The sequence below is a fragment of the Arachnia propionica genome (genome assembly GCF_900637725.1).
In the GTDB taxonomy this organism is placed as follows: domain Bacteria; phylum Actinomycetota; class Actinomycetes; order Propionibacteriales; family Propionibacteriaceae; genus Arachnia; species Arachnia propionica.
On sequence record NZ_LR134406.1, the window covers coordinates 1,956,875 to 1,982,461 of the forward strand.

At 65.2% G+C, this 25,587-nt stretch carries 22 protein-coding genes and 1 tRNA gene; 5 read left to right on the top strand and 18 right to left on the bottom strand.

Going from position 1 to position 25,587, the window contains the following annotated elements:
* Positions 1-201: 201 nt before the first annotated feature.
* The 12 genes from EL272_RS08680 to EL272_RS08730 all read right to left on the bottom strand — a co-directional run bounded on the left by EL272_RS08680 (position 202) and on the right by EL272_RS08730 (position 10,909).
* Positions 202-984 (bottom strand): DUF6602 domain-containing protein, encoded by a 783-nt coding sequence (locus tag EL272_RS08680; RefSeq protein ID WP_073969933.1) that lies wholly within the window; start codon positions 982-984, stop codon positions 202-204.
* Positions 985-1,206: 222 nt separating this feature from the next.
* Positions 1,207-1,279: transfer RNA gene (locus EL272_RS08685), tRNA-Ala, on the bottom strand.
* 55 nt (positions 1,280-1,334) lie between these two features.
* Positions 1,335-1,937: a histidine phosphatase family protein gene (locus EL272_RS08690; RefSeq protein ID WP_073969932.1), complete on the bottom strand. Its 603-nt coding sequence runs from the start codon at positions 1,935-1,937 to the stop codon at positions 1,335-1,337.
* Entirely contained in the window at positions 1,934-2,329 is a 396-nt protein-coding gene (rsfS, locus tag EL272_RS08695) for a ribosome silencing factor (RefSeq protein ID WP_061786872.1), read from the bottom strand. Before rsfS ends, EL272_RS08690 begins: the two co-directional genes overlap by 4 nt.
* Positions 2,316-2,984, bottom strand: a complete 669-nt coding sequence (nadD, locus tag EL272_RS08700) for a nicotinate-nucleotide adenylyltransferase (RefSeq protein WP_014846828.1) — start codon at positions 2,982-2,984, stop codon at positions 2,316-2,318. The genes rsfS and nadD overlap by 14 nt, the downstream gene beginning before the upstream one ends.
* Positions 2,981-3,115 carry a hypothetical protein gene (locus EL272_RS15885; RefSeq protein WP_014846829.1) on the bottom strand — a complete coding sequence of 45 codons (135 nt, stop codon included), beginning with the start codon at positions 3,113-3,115 and terminating at the stop codon, positions 2,981-2,983. Before EL272_RS15885 ends, nadD begins: the two co-directional genes overlap by 4 nt.
* 73 nt (positions 3,116-3,188) lie before the next feature.
* A complete protein-coding gene (locus EL272_RS08705; RefSeq protein ID WP_061786871.1) occupies positions 3,189-4,430 on the bottom strand; it encodes a glutamate-5-semialdehyde dehydrogenase in 1,242 nt (413 codons plus the stop codon).
* Positions 4,431-4,618: 188 nt separating this feature from the next.
* Positions 4,619-5,686: a glutamate 5-kinase gene (proB, locus tag EL272_RS08710; protein WP_061786870.1), complete on the bottom strand. Its 1,068-nt coding sequence runs from the start codon at positions 5,684-5,686 to the stop codon at positions 4,619-4,621.
* Positions 5,676-7,139, bottom strand: a complete 1,464-nt coding sequence (gene obgE, locus EL272_RS08715) for a GTPase ObgE (RefSeq protein WP_061786869.1) — start codon at positions 7,137-7,139, stop codon at positions 5,676-5,678. Before obgE ends, proB begins: the two co-directional genes overlap by 11 nt.
* Before the next feature lie 93 nt (positions 7,140-7,232).
* A complete protein-coding gene (gene rpmA / locus EL272_RS08720) occupies positions 7,233-7,490 on the bottom strand; it encodes a 50S ribosomal protein L27 (RefSeq protein WP_014846833.1) in 258 nt (85 codons plus the stop codon).
* 13 nt (positions 7,491-7,503) lie between these two features.
* On the bottom strand, positions 7,504-7,812 hold the full coding sequence (rplU, locus tag EL272_RS08725) for a 50S ribosomal protein L21 (RefSeq protein WP_014846834.1): 309 nt from the start codon (positions 7,810-7,812) through the stop codon (positions 7,504-7,506).
* Positions 7,813-8,281: 469 nt separating this feature from the next.
* Positions 8,282-10,909 carry a translation initiation factor IF-2 N-terminal domain-containing protein gene (locus tag EL272_RS08730; protein WP_244926058.1) on the bottom strand — a complete coding sequence of 876 codons (2,628 nt, stop codon included), beginning with the start codon at positions 10,907-10,909 and terminating at the stop codon, positions 8,282-8,284.
* A gap of 231 nt (positions 10,910-11,140) precedes the next feature.
* Here EL272_RS08730 and EL272_RS08735 point away from each other — a divergent pair, with 231 nt between their 5' ends.
* A complete protein-coding gene (locus tag EL272_RS08735) occupies positions 11,141-12,328 on the top strand; it encodes a glycoside hydrolase family 26 protein (protein WP_061786867.1) in 1,188 nt (395 codons plus the stop codon).
* A gap of 120 nt (positions 12,329-12,448) precedes the next feature.
* On the top strand, positions 12,449-13,063 hold the full coding sequence (locus tag EL272_RS08740; protein WP_014846838.1) for an SGNH/GDSL hydrolase family protein: 615 nt from the start codon (positions 12,449-12,451) through the stop codon (positions 13,061-13,063).
* Positions 13,064-13,100: 37 nt separating this feature from the next.
* On the opposite strand, the gene EL272_RS08745 is transcribed toward EL272_RS08740, so the two are convergent.
* Positions 13,101-14,432 (bottom strand): bifunctional folylpolyglutamate synthase/dihydrofolate synthase, encoded by a 1,332-nt coding sequence (locus EL272_RS08745; protein WP_061786866.1) that lies wholly within the window; start codon positions 14,430-14,432, stop codon positions 13,101-13,103.
* A 41-nt stretch (positions 14,433-14,473) separates the two neighbouring features.
* Here EL272_RS08745 and EL272_RS08750 point away from each other — a divergent pair, with 41 nt between their 5' ends.
* The 3 genes from EL272_RS08750 to valS all read left to right on the top strand — a co-directional run bounded on the left by EL272_RS08750 (position 14,474) and on the right by valS (position 18,489).
* Positions 14,474-15,019, top strand: a complete 546-nt coding sequence (locus EL272_RS08750) for a DoxX family protein (protein WP_244926151.1) — start codon at positions 14,474-14,476, stop codon at positions 15,017-15,019.
* Between the two features lie 11 nt (positions 15,020-15,030).
* Positions 15,031-15,825 (top strand): DsbA family protein, encoded by a 795-nt coding sequence (locus tag EL272_RS08755; RefSeq protein ID WP_041696478.1) that lies wholly within the window; start codon positions 15,031-15,033, stop codon positions 15,823-15,825.
* Positions 15,826-15,930: 105 nt separating this feature from the next.
* Complete coding sequence (gene valS, locus EL272_RS08760; protein WP_061786864.1) at positions 15,931-18,489, top strand: valine--tRNA ligase; 2,559 nt, start codon at positions 15,931-15,933, stop codon at positions 18,487-18,489.
* A gap of 61 nt (positions 18,490-18,550) precedes the next feature.
* Here the strand turns inward: valS and EL272_RS08765 are convergent, their stop codons facing one another.
* The 5 genes from EL272_RS08765 to EL272_RS08785 all read right to left on the bottom strand — a co-directional run bounded on the left by EL272_RS08765 (position 18,551) and on the right by EL272_RS08785 (position 25,570).
* On the bottom strand, positions 18,551-21,757 hold the full coding sequence (locus tag EL272_RS08765) for a S41 family peptidase (RefSeq protein WP_061786863.1): 3,207 nt from the start codon (positions 21,755-21,757) through the stop codon (positions 18,551-18,553).
* 35 nt (positions 21,758-21,792) lie between these two features.
* Positions 21,793-23,076 carry an ATP-dependent Clp protease ATP-binding subunit ClpX gene (clpX, locus tag EL272_RS08770; protein ID WP_014846844.1) on the bottom strand — a complete coding sequence of 428 codons (1,284 nt, stop codon included), beginning with the start codon at positions 23,074-23,076 and terminating at the stop codon, positions 21,793-21,795.
* Between the two features lie 95 nt (positions 23,077-23,171).
* Positions 23,172-23,780 (bottom strand): ATP-dependent Clp protease proteolytic subunit, encoded by a 609-nt coding sequence (locus EL272_RS08775; protein WP_014846845.1) that lies wholly within the window; start codon positions 23,778-23,780, stop codon positions 23,172-23,174.
* Complete coding sequence (locus EL272_RS08780) at positions 23,777-24,373, bottom strand: ATP-dependent Clp protease proteolytic subunit (RefSeq protein ID WP_041697567.1); 597 nt, start codon at positions 24,371-24,373, stop codon at positions 23,777-23,779. Before EL272_RS08780 ends, EL272_RS08775 begins: the two co-directional genes overlap by 4 nt.
* Before the next feature lie 78 nt (positions 24,374-24,451).
* A complete protein-coding gene (locus EL272_RS08785) occupies positions 24,452-25,570 on the bottom strand; it encodes an AI-2E family transporter (RefSeq protein WP_126409395.1) in 1,119 nt (372 codons plus the stop codon).
* Positions 25,571-25,587 lie beyond the last annotated feature (17 nt).

Genomic DNA, 25,587 nt, shown 5'->3' on the forward strand with positions numbered 1-25,587 from the left:
ACCTTGAATTAGACCATGAGTATTATTCACAACTATCCTTAAGTGCGTTTCGACTAGGAGGTTTGTCGATGGATGGGTCGCCTGTGAATAAGTCTCCATGAAATAAAGTAAAAAATCACACGCTAAGCAACAAAATCCCCAGAGATGCGGGGTCACGAACTTCACCAATAATTTTCTATAGCTATTGACTTTTATTGGCGATTATTCCTGATCGCACTCCGGATCATAAGTTTTCCCCGCAAAACCATTTTCCCGCGAAATGAAATTCACATATTCACCAATATCCATAGCTGCCACGGTTCCGAGTCCTTGGAGGCGGCTGAAAAGCTTAAAAAGGAAAAACAAGAGAGCGGTATTGGAATCGCTATATTCCAGCTTGGATGAGTCGCCATAGGGATTGTTGAACGACCGGGCACCTAGCGCACACCCGATATCGATCCGAAAATCGCCAGTAAGACGCGTGATGGATTCCACGGCCACTTTACCATCTAAATCAACCCAGCCACTCCTCGTGGTGAGCAGACCTCCGAGAATATGTATAGGTTTCTTAGGAGCGAATACACCTCCAGCATGAGGGATTGTGATGGACGTGCGATGAAGACAGCGAACACTTGCAATCTTTCTTCCGGCATAATCCATGAAACGCTTATTAGCTTCTTGCTTAACCTCAAATACCGCATATACAGCCTCAACAGGAACGAGCAGGTCGCTATCACTGAGGCGAACGAGTAAAGGAGTATACTGCGAATCATAGATAAGCAAGTCAATCTGATCGCTTATTTCTCCAGAAGAATCTATCGCGAATCCCTTTGTAACACCATATCGGCTGGGGAGAAACTCTTTAAGGACAGCAGCCCATTTCGCTTCTGAGGCTTCACCAATAGCACCCCCGTGTCGAATAGAAGCAGGCGCTATCCCTAAGTCTGCAATTAGACTATTCTGTTTTTGCAAAAAAGCTGAACGTATTATGTTTTTGTCTACCATGAAGATTTTCCCAGCCCTTACATAGAGAGGATTATTCGCAGGCGATATATCGGTCGGCGAATCCCCTAATCAGAGCGCCTTTAAAGATAGCAAAAAATAAGCCTTACGATATGTTATCAAGATGGACCAACAAACACAAGTTCAATCAACAGAACTTCCAACAAAAAGGATCACGAGCCAGCCACTGCACTTTGATCAGACCATCAATTTTCAAACCGCCCGTGGAGCTAAGGGGATTCGAACCCCTGGCCTCTTCCATGCCATGGAAGCGCGCTACCAACTGCGCCATAGCCCCGTGTCTCGCGACTCCTTGAACTTACCGGAGCCGCGGGCGGTGTGCAAGCCGCGGGTCAGGGGAGCTGTCTCGCCGGGGTGTTGTAGGTGGCGAGTCTGGGTTTTTCTCCCCCGATCACCAGCGAGTAGGTGATGTTGCCCGGGATGCTGAGGATGTCGTCGATACCCATGAAGGCGCTGACCACCTTGGACAGCAGTAGGCCGTGGGTGACGATCAGCACCTGCTGTCCCTTGTGTCTTTCCGCGATCTCCCGCACCGACTCCAGAGCCCGGGCGGTCATCTCGGCCAGGGTTTCGCCCGTCGCCGAGCGTTGGAAATCGACCCCGTGAGTGTAGAAGTCGATGAAGCCGGGGAACACGCGGATCACCTCGGCGGTGGTCATGCCGCTCCAGCTGCCGACGTTGATCTCCCGCAGCCGGGCATCCGGCACCACGTCGAGTCTGTGGGGTTCCGCGACCATGTGGGCGGTGCGGAGGGCCCGTTTCAGGTCGGATGTGTAGCAGGCCTCGAAGTCCCAGTCCGCGAAGAACTGGGCCGCCTCCCCGGCCTGCCTCTCCCCCACCTCGTCGAGTTCGACATCCGCCTGTCCCTGCAGTTTTCCGAGCTCGTTCCATTCCGTGCGACCGTGCCGCAGGAACACAAGTTTTGTGTGCGTCACTGCTCTTCGTCGTCCTGTGGTACCGGCACCTCGTGCACGTCGAGTGGGATCTGTGGACAGTCCTTCCACAACCGTTCCAGGTTGTAGAGGCTGCGTTCCTCGGTGCGCTGCACGTGCACCACGAAATCGATGTAGTCCAGCAGCACCCAGCGGTTCTCCCGGTCACCCTCGCGGCGCACCGGTTTCAGCTGGGCCTGTTTGATGAGCTGCTCCTCCACGGCGTCGACAACCGCCCCGACCTGGCGTTCGTTCCTGGCGCTGATGATCAGGAACACGTCGGTGATGGTCAGCTGCTGGCTGACGTCGAAGGCGACGATGTTGGTGCCGAGTTTCCCGGCTGCCGCCTCCGCGGCAATGGTCACGTGTGTGATCACGGACTCAGATGTTGTCAACTGGAACTCCTGTCTCAGGATGCGGGTAGAGACCGCGTTTCACGATGTACTGCACGATGCCATCCGGCACCAGGTACCAGATCGGCTCGGCACGCTGCACACGTGTACGGCAGTCGGTGGAGGAAATAGCCAGGGCCGGGACCTCCAGCAGCGTCACCTTATCCGATGGCAGATGCGCCAGGTCGTCCTCCGTCATGGGAACTCCCGGACGGGTCACCCCGACGAAGTGCGCCAGATCGAACAGCTGCTCCGCACCGCGCCACGTGAGGATCTGCCGCACCGCATCCGCGCCGGTGATGAAGAACAGATCCACGTCGTCGCCGCGCTCCGCACGAAGATCCCTCAGGGTGTCGACGGTGTAGGTGTTACCGGGCCGGTCGATGTCCACGCGGCTCACGGAGAACCGGGGGTTCGAAGCGGTGGCGATCACGGTCATCAGGTACCGGTCCTCCGCCTGGGTCACGTTCCGGTGGGTTTTCTGCCAGGGCACACCCGTGGGCACGAAGACCACCTCGTCGAGGGAGAACTTCGCGGCCACCTCACTGGCGGCAACGAGGTGCCCGTGATGGATCGGGTCGAAGGTACCGCCCATCACCCCGAGCCGGTAATGCCGTTCCCGTCCCTGCCGGGCCACCGCCAATTCCGTGGTGCTCATCGCTCCCCCGTTCCTTTTCCGCTGCCGACCCCCAGCCACCATCCCAGCGCACCGAGCACCAGGATCACCCCCATGATCACGAGGGCCAGCACGGAGACGTCGGCCCCGGTCGGTGTTTCCAGCAAAACCATGCGGGAAATGTTATCCGCTCAACCAGCGCGGGCGGTGGCCACTCATTTTCCCGGGCCGCCGAATCCTGCGGGCTCAGACCCTCACCTGGCCGTCGCCGTTCACGATGTATTTCGTCGAGGTCAGTTCCGCCAGGCCCATCGGACCCCGCGCATGCAGTTTCTGGGTGGAGATTCCGATCTCGGCGCCGAAACCGAACTGACCCCCGTCGACGAACCTGCTGGAGGCATTCACGAGCACCGCCGCGGCGTCGATCTCGGTGACGAACCGGTCGGCCGCGGCCCGGGACTCGGTGATGACGGTCTCGGAATGACCGGTGGTGTGGCGGCGGATGTGGGTGATTGCCTCGTCGATGTCCGCGACGATCCTGACCGCCAGGTCCAGCGACAGGTATTCCGCATCGAACTCGTCCTCACCGGCAGGGACCACGTCGTCGGCGAACGCCACCACATCGGGGGTTCCGTGAACCGTCACGCCGGCGTCGCGAAGCGCATCGAGCGCGACAGGAAGGAAGGCGCCGGCGATGTCGCGGTGCACCAGCAGCGTCTCGACGGCATTGCAGACGCTGGGTCGCTGGGTTTTCGCGTTCAGCAGCACGGCGACGGCCTTGCCGATGTCGGCAGAGGCGTCCACGTAGAGGTGACAGTTCCCGGTGCCGGTCTCGATCACCGGCACCTTCGCCCCCTCGACCACGGCGTTGATCAACCCGGCCCCGCCTCGCGGGATCAGCACATCCACCAGGCCCCGGGCGGCCATCATCTCTCCCGTGACCCCGCGTCCCCCCTCCACCAGGGCGACGGCGTCGGCACTCACCCCGGCGTTCCTCAGCCCTTCACGCAGGGCCTCGACGCAAACCCGGTTCGACTCGATGGCCGAACTGGAGCCGCGCAGCAGGGCCGCGTTGCCTGACTTGAGGCACAACCCGGCCGCGTCCGCCGTGACGTTCGGGCGGTTCTCGTAGATGATCCCCACCACCCCGAAGGGCACCCGCACCTGCCGCACCTCGACACCATTGCCGAGCCGCCAGCCCCGCACCAGGTCACCCACCGGGTCGGGCAGCGCCTCCACGTCGCGCAGCCCGTCGACCATTCCCCGCACCCGGTCGCCATCCAGACGCAGCCGGTCGATCACAGCCTCGGGCGTCCCTGATCGCCGCGCCGCATCGACGTCGACGGCATTGGCCGCCAGCAGCTTCTTCTCGACGGCCGCCACGGCGTCGGCCATCGCGTGCAGGGCACGGTCCTTCTCATCCCGGGTCAGGGTGGCCAGTTGCCGGCTCGCCTCACGGGCCGCCAGGGCTTGGGATCGGAACTCCATGACGGGAGTATAGGAGGCACATACGGCATCCGTGCCCTGTTCCACCCATCGGTTTGCTGGCCTTGTTTCCGTTTCGCTGGGCCTATTCATGTTTGCCTGCGCTGTGAGGCCAGCAAACATCAACAAGCCCAGCAAACCGGTATTAAGGCCAGCAAACCAATCGACTGGTGAATCAGGGGATCAGTGGATCAGTGGATTCCGATCATCAGATCGCGGTGCACGGCCAGACCTCCGAGGCCCATCCGCCGCCGCAGTTCCGTCGCGGAGCAGTCCACCAATCCACGTGCCAGCAGTGTTCCGCCGGGCCCGGTGATGTCAACGGGATCGCCCGCCTCGAAATCACCCGTAACATCGTCGATCCCCACCGCCAGCAGCGATGCGTGCCCCTTCCCTACGGCCCGGGCGGCACCGGCGTCGATCCGCAGCTCCCCGCTCACCTCGGCGGCGTGGGCCAGCCACAGCAGCCTGCGGGGTCGTCGCCGCCCGGCGGCCTCGAACAGGGTGCCCACCTCCTCCCCCTCCAGGGCCGCCAAGAGCTGGTCGGCGTGGGCCAGCACCACAGAAACCCCACCCGAGGTCGCGATCCGGGCGGCCTCCACCTTGGTGCGCATCCCGCCGGTCCCGACACGGGAACCCACCCGGGAGGTGTCGGCCACCAGCTCCGTGAAGTCACGGACCCGGGGTATCAACCGTGCCCCGGGTTCAGCCGGGTGTGCGGTGTAGAGGCCGTCCACGTCGCTCAGGATCACCAGCGCATCGGCCCGCACCAGGTGGGCGGTCAACGCCGCCAGGCGGTCGTTGTCGCCGAACCGGATCTCCCCGGTCGCGACGGTGTCGTTCTCGTTGATCACGGGGATCACCCCCAGCCTGAACAACCGCGAAATCGTGTTCAGGGCGTTCCGGTAGCTGCGCCCGTCCTGCAGGTCACCGGCGGTCAGCAGCACCTGCGCCACCATCTGGTGGTGGGCCGCGAAAGCCTCCGCGTAACGCCGGATCAGGATGCCCTGGCCGACCGCGGCCGCCGCCTGCTGGGTCTCGAGGTCCCTGGGTCGCGCCGGGAGCCCCAACGGTCCCAGCGCCGCCGCGATGGCCCCGGAGGTCACCAGCACCAGACGTTTGTCGCGCGCCTGTAGGGAGGCCAGTTCCGCTGCGAGCGTCTCGATGCGCGCCGGATCCAGGTGCCCCTCCCGATCGGTCAGCGACGACGACCCGATCTTCACCACCAAGCGTTTCGCCCCGGTGATCTCAGTCCTCATCGGCGACCTCGCCGGCCTTCCGGGCGTGATACTCGGCATCGATCCGGCGCCGCCGGGCCACGGCGGGCCGTTCGCTCTCCAGCCGGGGATCCTCACCCCGCCGGGAAAGGATCTCGGCCCCGGTCTCGACCTGCGGGGCGAAATCGAACACCACCGCGTCGTCGCCTCCGATGGCCACCGCGTCACCCTCCCGGGCCCCGAGTTCCAGGAGTTTCTCCTCCACCCCGAGCCGGTTCAACCGGTCCGCAAGGTAACCGACCGCCTCGGCGTTGTTGAAGTCGGTCTGGCGGATCCAGCGTTCCGGTTTCGCCCCGCGCACCCGCCACAGGAAACCGCCCTCCCCGTCGCCCTTCTTCACGATCGTGAAGGAGTCGTCGGCGGCGATACGTCCCACCGGTTTGGGTCGCAGGACCTTCTTCGGCGGCTCCTCCGTCGCCTTGGCGGCGCGGTGGGTCTCGACGATCCGGGCCATGGCGAACTTCAACGCGTTCAACCCCTCGCCGGTCTTGGTGCTCACCTCGAAGACCTGGTAGCCGCGTTTCTCCAGTTCGGGCCGGGCGAGTTCCGCAAGGTCGGGTGCGTCGGGCAGGTCCAGTTTGTTCAACGCCACCAGGCGTTCGCGATCCTCCAAACCGCCATGAGCCGCCAGCTCGCCCTCTATCACGTCCAGGTCGGCGACGGGTTCGCGGCCCGGTTCCCAGGTGCCCAGGTCGATGACGTGCACGATGGCCTGGCAGCGTTCGATGTGTCGCAAGAAATCGAATCCCAGGCCCTTCCCGAGCGAAGCCCCCTCGATGAGACCTGGAACGTCGGCGACGGTGTAGGTGAGATCTCCCGCCACCACGACACCCAGGTTCGGCACCAAGGTGGTGAAGGGGTAATCGGCGATCTTCGGCCGGGCCCTGGAAATCGCGGCGATCAGCGACGATTTTCCCGCCGACGGGAACCCGACCAGGCCGATGTCGGCCAGCACCTTCAGTTCGAGCTGGATCAGCCGGGACTCGCCATCCTCACCGAGAAGCGCGAAACCGGGCGCCTTGCGGGCGGCGGTCGCGAGCGCCTCGTTGCCGAGCCCACCCTTGCCGCCGACGGCCGCGACGTATTCCTCACCGGATCCGGTGAGATCGGCCAGGTGCTCACCCGTGGTCGCATCGGAGACGACCGTCCCGGCAGGTACCGCCAGGACCACGTCCTCACCCTTGGCGCCGTGCTGGTGGTCGCCGCGGCCGGGCTGCCCGTTCGTGGCCCGGCGCACCGACTGGCGGTGGTATTCCACCAGCGAATTGAGATTGTCGACCACTCGGAGGATCACGGATCCCCCGTCGCCACCGTTGCCGCCGTCGGGTCCGCCGAGGGGCTTGAACTTCTCGCGGTGCACCGAGGCGCAGCCGTGACCGCCGTTGCCTGCCTGCACGGTCAGTTTCACGCGATCCACGAATGAAGGAATTGCCACGGCTAGAAGTATCTCAAAGCGCTTCGGAAACCGAAGAGCGACGGGCCCGCCTCACGAGGAGGAGGACCCGTCGCCTGAATGTCCGCTGTTGACTCAGGCCTCGACCGGGGCCACGTTGACGACGCGGCGGCCACGCTTGACACCGAAGTTCACCTTGCCGGCGGCCAGCGCGAAGAGGGTGTCGTCGCCACCACGACCCACGTTGTCGCCGGGGTGGAAGTGGGTGCCGTGCTGGCGGACGATGATCTCGCCCGCACCGACGACCTGCCCGCCGAAACGCTTCACACCGAGGCGCTGGGCATTGGAATCACGACCGTTTCGCGTCGAGGACGCGCCCTTCTTGTGTGCCATCTCTGCTCCTGCCTCAGTTCTTGATGTCGGTGATCTTGACCTGGGTGTACCGCTGACGGTGCCCCTGGCGCTTCTTGTAGCCGGTCTTGTTCTTGTACTTCAGGATCCGGATCTTGGGGCCCTTGGTCTCCGCCAGCACCTCGGCGGTCACGGAAACCTTGCCGAGGGCCTCGGCGTCGGAGGTCACGGTGCCGCCATCGACCAGCAGCAGCGGCTGCAGGTTGATGGTTTCGCCGACCCCTTCGGACACCAGGTCGATGTCGAGGATGTCGCCAACAGCCACCTTGTGCTGGCGTCCGCCACTGCGCACGATCGCGTACACGCCTGACCTACCTTCTTCTTCTAATGCCTTGGGATTCTCCCGCGATGCCCGTGGGGCCCAACAGGAGACGTCGTCCAGCCACGCAGAAGGGCGCGGCCTGACAACCGAGGGACAACTTTACGGTCACCGCCTCGCCGGGTCAAACCAACTTGGCTGCGAGTCTTAACCCGAAGTTCCCGCAGGCGACCACAGGCCCCCGGACATGCACAAGATGGTTTCGACACGGGCCGCTCCTTCGTCGCAACCCGGCTCAACCAACTTCAGAAAGAACAAAGCTGGTTGAGCCAGCACGTGAGCGCCAGCGAACGGCTGAGTCGAAACCACCCGGCAGCCAAGAAACAGATCCGACCACAGGTCCCGGGCACGCACAAGATGGTTTCGACACGGGCCGCTCCTTCGTCGCAACCCGGCTCAACCGGCTTCAGGAGGGGGACATCGCAGGTCGGCTCAACCGGCTTCGGGAGAACTGTTAACCGTTCTTCCTGCGGCGACGTCCGGACCTGCGTTCGCCGCCATCGGCCGGGGCCTGCGAGTCGACGGGGTTGTCGAAACGCAGATAGCCGGAGCCGTGGCAGTGATCGCACTCCTCCGTGAACGCCTCCGCCAGTCCGGTTCCAATGCGTTTGCGGGTCAGCTGCACCAGCCCCAGGCTGGTGACCTCCGCCACCTGGTGCCTGGTGCGGTCGCGGCCCAGGCACTCGACGAGGCGCCGCAGCAGCAGTTCACGGTTGCTGGGCAGCACCATGTCGATGAAGTCGATGACGACGATGCCACCGAGGTCGCGCAACCTCAGCTGCCTGACGATCTCCTCGGCCGCCTCCAGGTTGTTGCTGGTGACGGTGGCCTCGAGGTTGCCGCCGGAACCCGTGAACCGGCCCGTGTTGACGTCGATGACGGTCATCGCCTCGGTGCGGTCGATCACCAGCGACCCTCCGGAGGGCAGGAAGACCTTGCGGTCGAGGGCCTTGGCGATCTGCTCGTCGATACGGTACTGCGCGAACAGGTCGCGGCCGTCCTCGCCCGGTTCGAACCGTTCGATGCGATCCGTCAGGTGGGGGGCGACGTGCCCGACGTAGGCCGAGATCGCCTCGTGGGCGTCGTCGCCCTGGACGGTCAGCTTCGCGAAATCCTCGGTGAACAGGTCGCGGACGATGCGCAACGTCAGGTCGGGTTCGGAGTAGAGGGCCTCGGGGGCCTTGCCCGCCTTCACCTTCTTCTCGATGACCTCCCACTGGGCCTTGAGCCGGTTGACGTCGCGCACCAGCTCCTCGGCGGCCACTCCCTCGGCTGCGGTGCGCACGATCACGGATTCGTTGTCGCCGATCAGTTCACCGAGGATCCGCCTCAACCGGGTGCGTTCCACGTCCGGAAGTTTGCGGGAGATCCCGGACAGGTGCCCGCCCGGTGAGTACACGATGTAGCGGCCGGGCAGGGAGATGTGCCCGGTGAGGCGCGCGCCCTTGGCCCCGATGGGGTCCTTGGTGACCTGCACGAGCACCGTCTGCCCGGATTTGAACACCTTCTCCACCTTGCGGTCCTCGGCGGTGACCCCGTAGGAGTCCCAGTCCACCTCGCCCGCGTAGAGCACGGCGTTGCGCCCCCGCCCGATGTCGATGAACGCCGCCTCCATGCTGGGAAGCACGTTCTGCACGCGCCCCAGGTAGACGTTGCCGATCAGGGACGTGGCGGATGCGCGATCCACGTAGTGCTCGACGAGGATCCCGTCCTCGACCACGGCGAGCTGGGTGTAGTCCTCCCGCTGGCGGATCACGAGTTTCCGGTCCACGGATTCGCGGCGCGCCAAGAACTCGGCCTCGGAGAGGATCGGGGCGCGTCGACGACCCGCGGCACGGTTCTCCTTGCGGCGCTGCCGTTTGGCCTCCATGCGGGTGGAGCCCTCGATCCCGGTCACCTCGTCCCCGGTGCTGCCCTTCGATTCGGAGCCGCTGGAGCGACGGCGACGACGACGGCGACGACGGGTCCCGGTCTCCTCGTCGGATTCACCATCCCCCTCGGCGGTTTCCTCCTGCCCGGAGGTCTCGTTCTTCTCGGCCGAGTCGTCGCCGCCGGATTCCCCATCCGATGATTCGTCGTCGGTGTCCTCACCGGTCGTCTCCTCGGCGTTGGAACCACGGCGGCGACGCCTGCCGCCGCGGCGGCGGCGACGCCTGCCGGGACGTTCCTCCTCGGCCTCGGGACTCGCCTCTGCTGTCTCCTCCGGGCTCTCCTCGGAGCCGGACTCGGTTTCGGCAGCATCCGCGGAGTCCTCGGCGATGGCGCTGGCCAGTTTCGCCAACGATTCGGTGCGGCCCTCGGCGGTAATGGCGAACGGGTCCTTCATCGTGGCGCGACGGGCCTTGGCGGCCTCCTCAGCGATGCGCAACGCGGCCGCGATGCCGTCCTCCGCGGTCTCCTGCCCGTCCTGCCCGTCGGTGTCGGCCTGCTCGGTCGGTTCGGTTTTCTCCGTCTTGGCTGCCCCGGCGGCCCGGGTGGCGCGGCGCCGCCGCTGCCTGGGCGCGGGTTCGGGTGCCGGTTCCTCCCCTGCGGGTTCCGGTTCAGTTCGGGTTTCGGCTTCGGGGGTCTCGGCCGGGGTGGTCTGTGGGTGATCCGGCCCGCCCGCGGCCCGAGTGGCGCGGCGGTGCCGCTGCCTGGGGGCCGGTTCCCGGGCCGGTTCCGGTTCGGTGGCCTCGGTGGGTTCCGGGGTGGCGGCGGTGGTCACGGGCGTTTCCACGGGGATGTCCACATCGACGGGCGGACCGGCGGGGCGGGAGGCGGCGCGGCGGCGTCGTTGCCTCGGGGCGGGTTCCGGCTGTGGTTCCGTGATCGTCTCGGACCGGGTTTCGGGTTCGGAGGGGGTTTCCGTCCCGGAGGCATCCTCTTCCAGGATTTCCTCCTCGGGTTGCGGTGCACGGGCCTCGAGCACAGCGGTCACCACGTCGGCCACCACCACGGAGGAAGCGCTGCGCAACTCGTGTCCGAGCTGCGCGAGTTCGGCCAGCAGCTCCTTGCTGGTGATCCCGAGATGCTTGGCGAGTTGATGGACTCGGGGACGCGCGGGCAGCTCGGGGGCAGCGGATTCTTGATTGGTTTCGGTCATGTACGACTCCTTCGGGCGCATTGGCGCCAGCTCCAGCGTGGCTCGCCACGCCTCTCAAGACTCAAGGTCAACCGGAAAAGCATCGGGGCCTCCGCGGTCGAGTTCATCGTCGCGGTGTCCAGCCCCGGGCGGCCTCTCGGCAGCACCGGCGGTGCTTGACCTGGTGATCATTGTTCCACAACTTGTGCACACCATGGGATCCCAACCCGCCCCACCTAAAATTGGGCGGCGATGAAAACCCCGCTCCGCCTGCTGACATCACTCCTGTTCGTCTGCCTCGCAGCGGCGAGTTGCTCCACCGGCGTTCCCGAGCCGAGCCCCAGCGTCCCTTCCGTTTCCCCGGTGGATCCCGACGCAACCCCCGAGACCCGGAACCTCCTGCTGAGGCTTCACGCACAGGAAGGCAAGGGGATCCTTTTCGGACACCAGCACGACCTGTCCATGGGCTTCACCTTCGACACCGGCGACGGCAACACCTCCGACACCCTCGCAGCCGTCGGCGACCACCCCGCGGTTTTCGGCTGGGACAGTCTCGTCCTCGACGGAGACGAGGCCCCCGGCGATCCCGACGCCACCCCGGAGGCGAACGCCGAGGTCCTCACCCGCATGTTCAAACAGGCCGATGCACTGGGTGGGATCAACACGCTGACCATGCACCTGCCGAATCCCGTCACCGGCGGAGATTTCTACGACACCTCGGGGGATGCGGTCGCCGCGGTCCTGCCGGGCGGCGCCAGGCATTCCGACCTGACCGCCCGGCTGGACCGGGTTGCCGACGCCGTCGCCGGGGCCAGACGCCCGGACGGCACCCTGATCCCGGTGATCCTGCGTCCCTGGCACGAACGAAACGGCGACTGGTTCTGGTGGGGTGCGGGGCACGCCACCGATCAACAGTATGTGGAGCTGTTCCGGTTCACCGTCGACTACCTGCGCGACGAGCGGGGCCTGCACAACCTGCTCTACGCCTACTCCCCCAACTCCCCGCTGAACGCCGACCCGGGAACCTACCTGGCCGGATACCCGGGGGACGATCACGTGGACATCCTCGGGTACGACTCCTACGACGAGACCGGGGGTGGCCAGGAATGGCTCAGATCCGTCACCGCCGACCTGGCGATGGTGGCCGGGCTGGCCGACGAGCGCGGGAAGGTTCCCGCCTGGACCGAGTTCGGGCCGTACGAGGGCACCGAACCGGATCCGCACTGGTTCACCTCGGTACTGGGAGCGTTGAAGGCCGACCAGAACGCCAGCCGTATCGCGTGGATGCTGACCTGGGCGAACTACGGCCACGGCGACCGCGAACACGCCTACGTTCCCTACCCAGCGCACGGCGACCACCCGGAGCATCCGCTGCTGGCAGATTTCCGGGTTTTCCACGACGACCCCTCGACCGTCTTCGCCAAGGAGTGGAAGCGCTGACCCCTCCGGACCGCCGCGAGGAGACACGCCACGGCCTGTCCGCGGGAGTTTTTGTGGTGGTTCCGGGGTCACGATGGCATAGTGGAATCCTGTCGCGACACCGTTTCCGAAGGAGCTGAAATGAACGCGAAACCCCCCACCGTCGTGTTCGCCGGAGACTCCATCACGGACACAGGGAAGGATCGGGCGAGCGGCTCCTTGGGCACCGGTTACGTGGCCAAGCTGGCGGAGGGACCCCTCACCTTCGCGCGGGTGGTCAACGCGGGTGTCAGCGGCGACCGCATGGCGGACCTGGAGGCGCGCTTCGAGGGCGACGTGCTGGCCGAGAACCCTGACCTGGTGAGCATTTTCATCGGCATCAACGACACCTGGCAGGCGGTCACCGGGGAGGCGGCCTCGCCGCTCGGGGATTTCGAGGCCGCCTACCGGCGCCTGATCGAAAGCCTCGACGAGACACCCTCCGTGCTGATGGTGCCGTTCGTGGCTCCCGTCACCCCTGACCAGGAGGGCTGGTTCTCGGACCTGCGGCCGCGGCAGGACCTGGTGCACCGCCTGGCCGCGGAGTACGGCTGCGCTGTCGTCGATCTGGGTTTGATGATCCGCGAGTACTCGTCGGAGTACGAGAACGAGGAAATGGCCGAGGACGGCGTCCACCCCACCGATCTGGGGCACAAGCTGATCGCCGAGGCCTGGGAACGCGAGGCCCGTACCCGTTTCGAGGCGCTGCGCCAGTAGCGGCGGAACCCCTTCCCCGGGTCCTGCCGCGCACGGGTCACGAATTGGTTTCCTGCTCCCGGGCGAGCAGGTCCCGGGCCTCGCCCGCGACGATCAGTGATCCCGCCACCAGCACCCCAGCGGCCGGCCCTGCGGCATCGGCCAGCAGCGTCGCCAGTTCCAGCGCGTCCGCCACGCCCGGGGCTTTCTGCACCTTCCCGGCGGGCCAGATCTCTTCCGCCGTGCGTGCCAGCTCGTCGACGGGCAGGGAACGTGAGGTGCCCCGGGCGCGGGTCACCACCACCTGGTCCATGGCGGAGGCGAAGATCTCCAGCACCCCGACGGTGTCCTTGTCGGCCATCATTCCGACCACACCGATCAGCGGCTGGAAGGCGAACGCCTCCCGGCACGCCTCGATGGTGACCCGCGCGGCCTGCGGGTTGTGGGCGGTGTCGACGACGATCGCCGGTGAGGTGCGCACCAGTTCGAGTCTGGCCGGGGCCACCACCGAGGCGAGCCCCTCCTCGATGATCCCGGGTTCGAGGGGCTGCCCGCCCAGGAAGGCCTCGACGGCGGCCACGGAGAGCGCGGCGTTACGGGCCATGTGGGCTCCGTGCAGGGGAAGGAAGAGGTCCCCCACCGGCCCGCCCTCGGACTGGATCCGGATCACCTGCCCACCCACCGCGGGGTGGCGTTCCAGCAGCCCGAAGTCCGGGCCCTCCGCCTTGACCACGGCACCGACCTCGACTGCACGGGCCAGCAGCACCCGGGCCGCCGCGGGTTCCTGCCCGGCCAGCACCGCCGTCGCGCCTGGTTTGATGATGCCTGCCTTCTCGGATGTCACCTTTTCCAGCGAGTCCCCGAGGATGTGGGTGTGGTCGAGGCCGATGGGGGACACGACCGAAACCTGCGGGGTGGCGACGGACGTGGCGTCCCAGCTGCCGCCGAGCCCAACCTCGACCACGGCGACATCCACGGGGGCGTCGGCGAAGGCAGCGTATGCCATGCCGGTGATGACCTCGAAGAAGGTCATGTCGATCCCATCCAGTTTCCGTTCGTCCACCATTCGGACAAAAGGTTCGATCTCGCCCCAGACCTCGGCGAACCTCTCCTCGGAGATCGGTTCCCCGTCAATGGAGATCCTCTCCCGGGCGTCACTGAGATGAGGGCTGGAAAACCTTCCCGTGCGCAACCCCGCGGCGCGCAGCAACGCGTCGATCATGATGCAGGTCGAGCCCTTGCCGTTGGTTCCCGCCACCTGGATCACGGGGGTGGCCCGTTCGGGATTCCCCAGCAGATCCATCAGGGCGGAGATGCGGCTCAGGGCCGGGCCGACGCGGTGTTCGGGCCAGCGGGATGTGAGTTCGGCTACGAGGGCAGCGTGTTCCATGATGAGGACATCCTAGTGACGCGGCTACTATGTTCTGCGTGATGAGCAGATACCCCGAGCCCTCCGTGCGACATTGGCCGGACTGGGTGGGATTGGTGGCCCGTCTGATACCCGGTGCCGTCTTCCTCTATGCGGGCATCGTGAAAATCGGGAATGTGGATGGCTTCGCTTTCGATATTCGCGCCTATCAGCTGGTCAGCTGGGATCTGTCCCGGATGCTGGCGTACGTCCTTCCGGTGGTCGAGATCGCAGTCGGGGTCCTGCTCATCGTGGGGCTGCTCACCCGCTGGGCGGCACTGGTCACGGCGTTGCTGCTGATCGCCTTCATGGGCGGCATCGTCTGGGTCTGGGCCCAGGGGATCAGCATCGACTGCGGTTGCTTCGGACATGGTGGCGAGGTGACCCCGGAGAGCACCAAGTATCCTCAGAAACTGGCCGAAAATCTGGCGATGACCGCGCTGTGCGGCTGGCTGGTCGTACGGCCACGTTCCCTTTTCAGCCTGGATCAGGCACTTTTCGGCTCACCCATTCGTTTCAGCGAGGAGAGCCACGACGACATAGCCGAAACGGCGGAAACCGAGGAGTGAATTTTTACCTCATGGCCAACAATTCGAATCTGAGCAAACGCGTCGCGCTCAGGCAGCAGCAGGAACTGGAAGCACGCCGCAAACGCAACGCCAGGATGCTCGGCGTCGGTCTGGGCGTGCTGGCCCTCGTGGTGGTGGTACTCATAATCGTCGTCGTCGCAAACGCGATCAGTAGCAAGGCCCCTGCTGCCGAACAGCTCACCCCTCCGAACGCCACCGAGGGACACGGCATCGCCATCAAGAGCAAGAACACCCAGCCCGCGGGCGACGTACCGAACGTGGTGGTCTACGAGGACAGCCAATGCCCCATCTGCAAGGACTACGAAACCCAGTATGGCAACGCCATGCTTCAGCTCATCGATGAGGGCAAGATCACCCTCGAGGTCCGCACCGCGTACTTCCTTGATGACCAGATCGAGCAAACTCCGAACAAGAAGTCGTCCCAACGTGCTGCCATGGCGGCGGCGGCCGCCGACGCGGTCGGCAAATACCGCGAATACCACAAGGTGATCTACGAGAACCAGCCCCGCGAGGGTGTCGGTTACACCGACCAGCAGCTCCGGGTCGATTTCGCGGCCAAGGCAGGGATCACGGGAGACGACTTGGCAACCTTCCAGAAACTCTATGACACCAAGGCCTATGCCGACTTCGCGAAGAATTCCCACGAAGCCATGGGCAAGGCCGGGATCGGCGGCACGCCCACGTACGTCGTCAATGGCAAGAAGATCAATCTCGGGAACCTCCCCTCAAACGATCCGCAAACTGTGCTGACCGCCATCCAGTCCGCCGCTTCGGGTTCCAACTGATCAGCGACCTGATGTGTCCGGGCCGCCGAGGTCTCCCGGTGTCCCGGACACGTCACGGGGTGCGACTTTTACCTCATCCGCCGCGCACAACTACGATTCCCTACCATGACTAACCCTGCCTACAACTCCGGACTGCCCACCAAACCCGCTCTCGAGGGTCTCGAGAGCAAATGGGGACAGGTATGGCGTGAGGACGGCACCTACGCGTTCCGGCGCCCGGCATCCCGTGAGCAGGTGTTCTCCATCGACACCCCACCGCCGACGGTCTCCGGATCGCTGCACGTGGGCCACGTCTTCAGCTACACCCACACCGACACCATCGCCCGCTACCAGCGGATGCGCGGCAAGGAGGTGTTCTACCCGATGGGCTGGGACGACAACGGTCTGCCCACCGAACGTCGCGTCCAGAACTACTATGGTGTGCGCTGCGACCCGTCGCTTCCCTACGACGAGGATTTCACTCCCCCGGCCAAGCCGGATCCGAAACGTCAAATGCCCATCTCGCGCCGCAACTTCATCGAGCTGTGCGAGAAACTGACCGCCATCGACGAGAAGGTCTTCGAGGATCTGTGGCGGTATCTCGGATTGTCCATCGACTGGGACACCCTCTACACCACGATCTCCCCGGCCACGCAGGCCGTGGCCCAGCGGGCCTTCGTGCGCAATCTCGCCCGCGGCGAGACCTACCTGAGTTTCGCCCCCACCATGTGGGACGTCACGTTCCAGACGGCGGTGGCGCAGGCGGAACTGGAGTCCCGGGAGCACCCGGGCGCCTATCACCGCGTCGCCTTCCACGGCGCCGACGGGCCGGTGTTCATCGAAACCACCCGCCCCGAGCTGCTGCCCAGCGTCTGCGCCCTGATCGCCCATCCCGATGACGAGCGCTACCAGCATCTGTTCGGGACCACCGTCACGTCCCCGGTCTTCGGGGTGGAAATCCCGGTCCTGGCGCACACCGCCGCCGAACCCGACAAGGGCGCCGGCATCGCGATGTGCTGCACCTTCGGTGACCTCACCGACGTGCAGTGGTGGCGGGAACTCGATCTGCCAACCCGCACCATCATCGGCCGCGACGGCCGTCTCCAGCGGGAGATCCCCGAGTGGCTCACCAACACCGAGCCCTGGGCCGACTTGGCCGGCAAAACGGTCTTCTCCGCCCGGGCCGCCGTCGTGGAGTTGCTGCGCACCTCCGGGGATCTCGACGGGGAACCGAAACCCATCTCCCGGCCCGTCAACTTCTACGAGAAGGGCGACAAACCGCTGGAAATCGTCGCCACCCGCCAGTGGTACCTGTCCAACGGTGGCCGCGACGAACAGCTGAAGGCCGACCTGTTGAAGCGCGGCTCGGAACTGGCCTGGACCCCGGAGCACATGCGCCACCGCTACGACAACTGGGTGGGTGGTCTGAACGGCGACTGGTTGATCTCCCGGCAGCGGTTCTTCGGGGTGCCCTTCCCGGTCTGGTATCCGCTCGACGCCGACGGTGAACCGCTCTACGACCAGATGATCGTCGCCGACGAGGCCAGCCTGCCCGTCGACCCCGTCACCGCGTGCCCGCCCGGCTACGAGGAGTCACAGCGCGGGATTCCGGGCGGGTTCATCGCCGACCCCGATGTGATGGACACCTGGGCGACCTCTTCGCTGACCCCGCAGATCGCCTCCGGGTGGGAGCGTGACGAGGAACTGTTCAACCTCACCTTCCCGATGGACATCGCCCCCCAGGGCCACGACATCATTCGCACCTGGTTGTTCTCCCGGATCGTGCGCGCTAATTTCGAGAACCACTCGCTGCCGTGGCGGCGCACCACCATCTCGGGTTTCGTCACCGACCCGGACCGCAAGAAGATGTCCAAGTCCAAGGGCAACGTGGTGGTTCCCTCCGACATCCTGGAGCGTTTCGGCTCCGACGCGGTCCGCTGGCGCGCCGCCATGGCCCGTCCCGGCATGGATTCGCCGTTCGACCAGTCGCAGATGAAGGTGGGGCGCCGGCTGGCCATGAAGATCCTGAACGCGGGCAAGTTCGTTCTCGGCCTGGCCCCCGAACCCGGGGATCCCGCCGCCGTCACCAACCCGGTCGACAGGGCGCTGCTGGCGTCTCTGTCGGATGTTGTCACCGCCTGTACGGAGACGTTCGACGCCTTCGACTACACCCAGGCCCTCGAGGCCGCGGAAACCTTCTTCTGGTCCTTCTGCGATGACTACCTGGAGCTGGTCAAGGAACGCGCCTACGGTTCCCAGGGTCCTGAGGCGCAGGCCTCTGCGCAGTCGGCCCTGGCCATTGCCCTCGACGTGCAGCTGCGGTTGTTCGCCCCATTCCTGCCGTTCGTGACGGAAGAAACCTGGTCCTGGACCCACGGTTCATCCATCCACCGTTCCCCCTGGCCCACCGCCGGGGAACTGGCGATCGACGGCGACCGGCAGCTGCTGGCCAACGTCGCATCGGTGCTGATCATGATCCGCGGCGCCAAGTCGAACGCGAAGGTGTCCATGAAAACCCCGGTCCGGAAGGCCGTCTTCCTGGGTGATCACGCCGCCCTGGAACGCCTGAAGGCCATCGAGGCGGATCTTCGTGCCGTCGGTCACATCACGGGCGAGGTGGTGTGGAAGATCGCCGAGGGGCCCCTGATCGTCGAGGCGGAACTGGAGGAACCCCCCGCCGCCTGAAATCAACCCGGAAGGGGGTCATCGCTGCTTCACCGGCGATGACCCCCTTCGGGTTTCCGATTCAACCGGTGAAGGCCGCCGGCGGCAGCTCCGGAGGCGCCATCGCGGGTTTCTCCTCCAGGCGGGCCAGAGCCTCGTCGACCGCGACGTCGAGTTGCAGGTCCTCGCCGTTCTCCCAGTCGGACGGCCCCAGGGGAACCTCGATGTCGGGGTCGGTTCCGTGGTTCTCCACCCCGAAACCGTGCCGGTGGAAGGCGAAGGCGTAACGGGGCTGGGTCACACCGGTGCCGTCAACCAGTTCGAATCGCCCGTCGGTCCCGATCACACCGCCCCAGCTGCGCTCCCCCACCACGGGACCGAGCCCAAGGTTCTGGGCGGCGGCGGTGATGATGTCGCCGTCGGATCCCGCGTAGGGATTGGTGATGAACACCACCGGGCCGCGCATGCCCTGTCCCGGATACGGTTCCGGGAAATCCATGTGCCGGGCGTAGCCCCAGCCGACGACGGTCCGCGTCAACCGTTCCAGCACCAGCGACGACGTGTGTCCGCCGCCGTTGCATCGCACGTCCACCACCACCGCCTCGCAGCGGGAGGCCTGCTCGATGAGCCGGTGGAACTCGGCCCAGCCCTCGGCCATCATGTTCGGGACGTGCACGTAGCCGACCCGTCCCCGTGAGCGTTCCCTGACCCGCTCCACCCGGGAGGCCACCCATTCGTGGTAGCGCAACCCGGCCTCGCTGGCCACGGGCACCACCGCCACTCTTCGTTTCGAATCTCCCCGGGCCAGGGTCAGTTCGACGGTGCCACCCGCCGCTCCCAACAGCAGCGCATTGATGTCGGGAACTCCTGCGGTGGGTTTTCCGTCGACGGCCACGATCACGTCCCCCGCCCGGGCGGCCACACCCGCCGCGCGCAGCGGGGAACGGGCCTTGGGGTCGGAGGATTCGCCGTCGAGGATGCGGTTGATTACGACCTCACCCTTCTCGTTGCGGCCCAGATCCGCGCCCAACCAGGCCACCTTCGCATCCCCGTGCCCGCCGGTGGGCGTGACGTAGGCGTGAGAGGTGTTGAGTTCCGCATTCGTCTCCGCGAGCACGTCGACCAGGTCGTCATGGGTGGTGATCCGTTCCAGCAGCGGCCGGTAGCCCGCGCACACCGCATCCCAGTCGATTCCGTTCATGTCCTCACGCCAGTAGTGGTCGCGCATCAGCCGGGCGTTCTCGTCGAACATCTGCCGCCACTCGTCGCGCGGCAACAGCTGCCGACGCAGCCGGTTCAGGTTCACTGCGATGCGGTCCTCGTCCTCGGCCCGCGCATCGGCCGGTTGCACCCACAGGTCGTCGCCGTTGCGGACCACCAGTTGCCTGCCGTCCCCGCTGACCGCGGCGTCGTCGCAGGCGTCGACCACCACGGTCAGTTTGCGTTTGGTGACGTCGTAGGCCTCGATGCTGTCCTTCGTCTCCTGGCCCGGCAGTTGCCCGGAACCGAGCACACCGGTGTACGAAGCGAGGCGTCGCCACAGAACCCCCTCGGCGGTGGCACAGAGCCCGTCGTAGCGGCCTGCCGGCACGGGCAGCGGAACCATCCGGTCCTCTGTGCCATCGATGTCCAGGACGACGTCCGCTTCCGGTTTCGCGGCGTCCTTGTCCGGTTTCTCATCCTCTGGTTTTCTGGTCTCGCTGATGGCCCAGCCGTCGGCTGAGGGCCCGAACGGGACGGGATCCTCCGCGCTCAGGGGAATCACGTAGGGCCGCACGGTATTGGTGAAACCGAGATCGAAATTGATCTCGTCGTAGGCAGGATCGATGGTCCGGCTCGACAGGAAGTACAGGTAACGGCCGTCGAGGCTGAACGTGGGAGAGAAGTCGTTGAACTGTCCGCGGGTCAGTTCGAAGGGCCGGTTCTCTGCGAGATCGTGGCCGACCAGCCGTCCCAGCGCGCCCTCGTTCCCGAGCGCCTCCCGCCACACCAGGTAACGCCCGCTGGGGCTGAAGACCAGGCCCGTCGCCTCCCCCTGCCGCGAACTACCCACCTTCCTGACCGTGTTCCCGGCGACGTTCGCCACGAGCACCGCGCCGTCGTGGGAGGCCACGGCCACCTCGGAACCCTCCGGGTTCGCCGTCAGAGCGAGCACCCGACCCAACTGGCCGTGTCCGATCCGGAGGGGATCGTCCTGACCGTCGAGGGACGCGATCTCCAGGCAGTCCTCGCCCTCCGCGTCGGTGGCCCAGACACCCTTTCCTGTGTTCCCGAGCGGAATGGCCTCCCGGATCCGCACACCGGGCAGGGCACTCAGGGCACGGGCCGGACCGGAGCGGTGGGTCAGAAACCACGCCTGTCCTCTCCACTCCACGAGGGAACCGTCACCGCCGTGATCCGGTATCACGGAGTCCAACCTGTCCAGCGCCTCAACGGTGATGGGAAGCGGTTCGCCCAGCGCGAGGTCGACCGGGATCTCCCGCGGTTCGGCGTCCAGGGAGTCGAGGACGTGAAGTTTCCCGCGGGCATGGAAGACCACCCGCCTGCCGTCCGTGGTGGCATCCCGGCAATACCCATCGGTGAACGTGTGCGCGGTGTGGGCCCGCAAGTCGCTGCCGTCCGGTTTCACGCTCCACACCTGGGCCTGCTCCCCCGGATTCTCCGGGAGCCGCGCGCCGAGATCTGAGGTGAAGACGATGCGCTCCCCGACCCAGCAGGGACCGGCCAGGCTCGCGGTCTCCCCGGGGAGCAGCCGCGTCCACTCCTCCCGCCGGGAATTGGACACCCAGACCCGGTTGACCATGCCACCCCGGTAACGCTTCCACTGTTCCGGGCCGCGGAAATTCGGGGAGGCCAGCACCACCCGGCCTTCCGGGTTCCGGTCCGCGGCCGAGGCGGGTCCCCACGGCAGCCGTTCCAGTTCACCGTCCAGGGAAACCGAATACAGCCAGGAAAGCGCCCGCAGGGCCTCGTTGTGCATGGAGGCCACCAGCACGTGGTCCTCGTCCAACCAGCCGCACACCTGCATGCGGAAAGCGCTCAACCATGTGAGGCGGCTCCTGCCGCCATCCAGGTCGAGAACGTGAAGATCCTGGTTGCCCGGGCGGCCGGACACGAACCCCACCCGTCTGCCCGAGGGTGAAAACCGGGGGCTGCGCACCGGAACGTGTTCGGAGGTCAGGCGATGTGCCCGACCTCCCGAAATAGTCGTCAACCACAGATCGTCGTCGGCGACAAAGACCACCTGGTCCTCATTGACGTGTGGGTAGCGCAGATAGCCAGAAACCATGGCGCCAAACCTACCCGAAGAAGCGCCGGGAGATGTCAGGCCGACAAGTCCCGGCGCCTAGCCACACGGGAGGAGGCCACCAACTCAGGTTGCGCTTTTCCGAGAACGGCCTCGCGGGTCACGACGACCTGTGCGACGTCCTCCGCGGAGGGCACCTCGAACATCACGTCGAGCAGCAGCTCCTCGAGGATCGCCCGCAGGCCACGGGCCCCGGTGCCACGTTCCAGGGCGAGTTCCGCGATGGCGTCGATGGCTTCGTCGGTGAAGTCCAGCTGCACCCCGTCGAGTTCGAAGAGGCGGGCGAACTGCTTGGTCAGAGCGTTGCGGGGCTCGACGAGGATCCGGTTCAGGGCCTCACGGTCCAGCGGCGATACCGTCGAGATCATGGGGAGACGCCCGATGAACTCCGGGATCAGACCAAACTTGTGCAGGTCCTCGGGACGGACCTCGGAGAACGGATCGGTCACTTCCTTCCGGGCCGAGGTGTCGACGCTGAATCCGAGAGGCCGCTTCCCGATACGGGAATTGATGATTTCATCGAGACCAGCGAAGGCCCCGCCGACGATGAACAACACCTTGGTGGTGTCGATCTGGAGGAAATCCTGGTGCGGATGCTTGCGCCCGCCCTGAGGTGGAACCGAGGCGACGGTTCCCTCGAGGATTTTAAGCAGCGCCTGTTGCACTCCCTCACCGGAAACATCGCGGGTTATCGATGGATTCTCGGATTTGCGCGCGACCTTGTCGATTTCATCTATGTAGATGATCCCGGTCTCGGCCTTCTTGATGTCGAAGTCGGCCGCCTGGATGAGCTTCAGGAGGATGTTTTCGACATCCTCACCCACGTACCCGGCCTCGGTGAGGGCCGTCGCATCGGCCATTGCGAAGGGCACGTTGAGCATCTTCGCCAAGGTCTGGGCGAGATAGGTCTTCCCGCAGCCGGTGGGCCCGATCAGCAGGATGTTCGACTTTCCCACCTCGACGGGTTCTTCACCCTGACGCGAACGACCGATGCGGGTCTGCTCGGACGTGATGCGCTTGTAGTGGTTGTAGACGGCGACTGCGAGCGCCTTCTTGGCCGCGTCCTGTCCGATCACGTACTGGTCGAGGAAATCACGGATCTCCTTGGGCTTGGGGAGTTCTTCCTGCAGCCCGAAGGTTTCGACCCTGGGAAATTCCTCCTCGATGATTTCGTTGCACAGTCCGATGCACTCATCGCAGATGTAGACACCGTCACCCGCGATGAGGCGCTTGACCTGTTTCTGCGACTTGGTGCAGAAGTTGCACTTGAAGACCTCGCTGGTCTCACCGATCCGTGGCACCGATAACTCCACTCTGTCCGTCAATTAACGACTGGCCACAACCTTACTCGTCAGGGTGTCATTCCGTGACGCAACACCCTGACGAGTCCCAAGATTCAGGCCCCGACGTCCTTGAGGGAGGTCAGGATGTCGTCGACGATTCCATATTCAACGGCTTCTTGGGCGGTCAGGTACTTGTCGCGCTCGATGTCGCGGCTAACCTTCGTGACCGCCTGCCCGGTGTCGGCGGCGAGCATGTTCTCCATCAGCTCGCGGATGCGCATGATCTCCTTGGCCTGGATCTCCAGGTCGGAGCTCTGCCCGTAGCCGCCCTCCGTGGCGGGCTGGTGGATGAGGATGCGGCTATTGGGGAGCGCCAGACGCTTGCCCTTGGTGCCCGCAGCGAGCAGCAGCGCGGCGGCGGAGGCGGCCTGCCCGAGGCAGACGGTCTGGATGTCCGGCTTGATGTAGCGCATGGTGTCGTAGATGGCGGTGAGGGCCGTGAACGAGCCGCCGGGAGAGTTGATGTAGATGGAGATCTGCCGTTCCGCGTCCATCGACTGGAGACACAGCAGCTGGGCCATCACCGCGTTGGCGATGTCGTCGCTGATCGGGGTGCCGAGGAAGATGATCCGGTCCTCGAACAGCTTCGTGTAGGGATCGACGCGACGCATGCCGTAGCTGGTGCGTTCCTCCCACTGGGGAATGTAGTAGTTGCTGGTCACTTGTTGGGAGCCTCCGAGTTGATCTGGGACGCACGCTCGTAGACGTGGTCGATGAAGCCGTATTCGAGAGCCTGCTCAGCCGTGAACCAGCGATCCCGATCCGAGTCGGCCTCGATCTGCTCCACGCTCTGGCCGGTGTGCTGCGCGATGAGCTGGGCCATGGTCTTCTTGATGTGCAGCGACTGTTCCGCCTGGATCCGGATGTCGGAGGCGGTGCCACCCAACCCACCGGAGGGCTGGTGCATCATGATGCGGCTGTGCGGCAGGGCGTAGCGCTTACCGGGGGTGCCCGCTGACAGCAGGAACTGTCCCATGGAGGCCGCGAGCCCCATCGCCACCGTGGCGACGTCGTTGCTGATCCACTGCATGGTGTCGAAGATGGCCATGCCGGAGTCGACGGACCCGCCGGGGCTGTTGATGTAGAGGTAGATGTCGGAGTTCGGGTCCTCGGCGTTCAACAGCAGCATCTGGGCGCAGATTGCGTTCGCGTTCTCGTCACGCACCTCGGATCCCAGAAAGATGATGCGGTTGGCCAGCAGGGAGGAGTAGACGTTGTCCGTCATTCCCAGACCCGGAGCCTGCGGGGCCGCCATTGAGATGTCGTTTCGCTTGTCGGTCACGCCATACAACGTACCGACTCCGGGCGATTTTCCAAGGATGGCCCGCCCGTATCACTCAGTAGCGACGTCCACCCCGGAATCGTCGCGATCATCGGTCTCTCCGGAATCGTCGGTCTTCTCGGGATCGCCGTCCGTCACGGATTCCTCGCAATCGCTGGTGTCCACGGAATCGGGGCTCGAGGAGATCAGGGCGCCAACCCAACGGGCTCTCGGGTCGTTGTCGAGCAGCAGGGATTTCACCATGAGCGTCAACGGCAGGGCCAGGAGGGCGCCGAGGGCACCGAAGACCGCGGTCCACAGCAGCAGCGACACGAAAGAGACCACCGGGGTGATGCCCACGGCGTCGCCGGTGAACTTCGGCTGGATCACCGACTGGATCACGAAGTTCAGGACGCAGTAGGCGATGACCACGATCAACGCCTCGGTGGGGCCCTTCTCCAGGAGAGCCAGCAGCATGGGCGGGATCAACCCGATGAAGAAACCGACGTTGGGAATGTAGTTGGTGATGAAACTCAGCACCACCCACACCAGTGGGAGCGACACCCCCACGATCACGAGGACGATGCCGTCCAGGACTGCGACTATGAGACCGAAAAGGCTGGTAACCAGCCAGTACCGGCGGATGCCCAGGGCGAACCCCTCCAGGGAGCTCGTGAAACTGGGATGCAGCTTTTCGGTGATGGCCAGTCGTTTGGCCATCGAGGGTAGATCGGCCACCAGGAAGGCCAGGCAGATCAGTATCACGGTCATGGTGCCCGTTGCGCTCGACGCCTGGCTGACGACGTTGCCCACGAGATCGAGCACATTGGACGGCGACACCGACTTGAGTTGCTCCAGCAGCGCTGCCTCGTCGAAACCCAGCGTGCCCAGCCACGCGATCAGCTGCTTGTAGAGCTGAGTGAACTGAGTTCCGTAGGAGGTGAGCGAGGCCACCATGGAGGTGCCCGCCCACACGATGCTCCCGGTGGCGAGCACCAGTACCAGCAGCAGCATCACACCGGTGATCAGGGCCGCCAACGCGCGGGGCACGCGGTGTTTCTCGAGCCACCGGTACACCGGGTAGGCGGTGATCACCAGGTTGATGGCGAGGAAAGTGGGGGCCAGTACCGAACTGAACTCCCTGAACAGGCCGAGGGTGAGTGCGATGGCACCCAAGACCCCAACGGCCATCACAAACAGGGGAAACC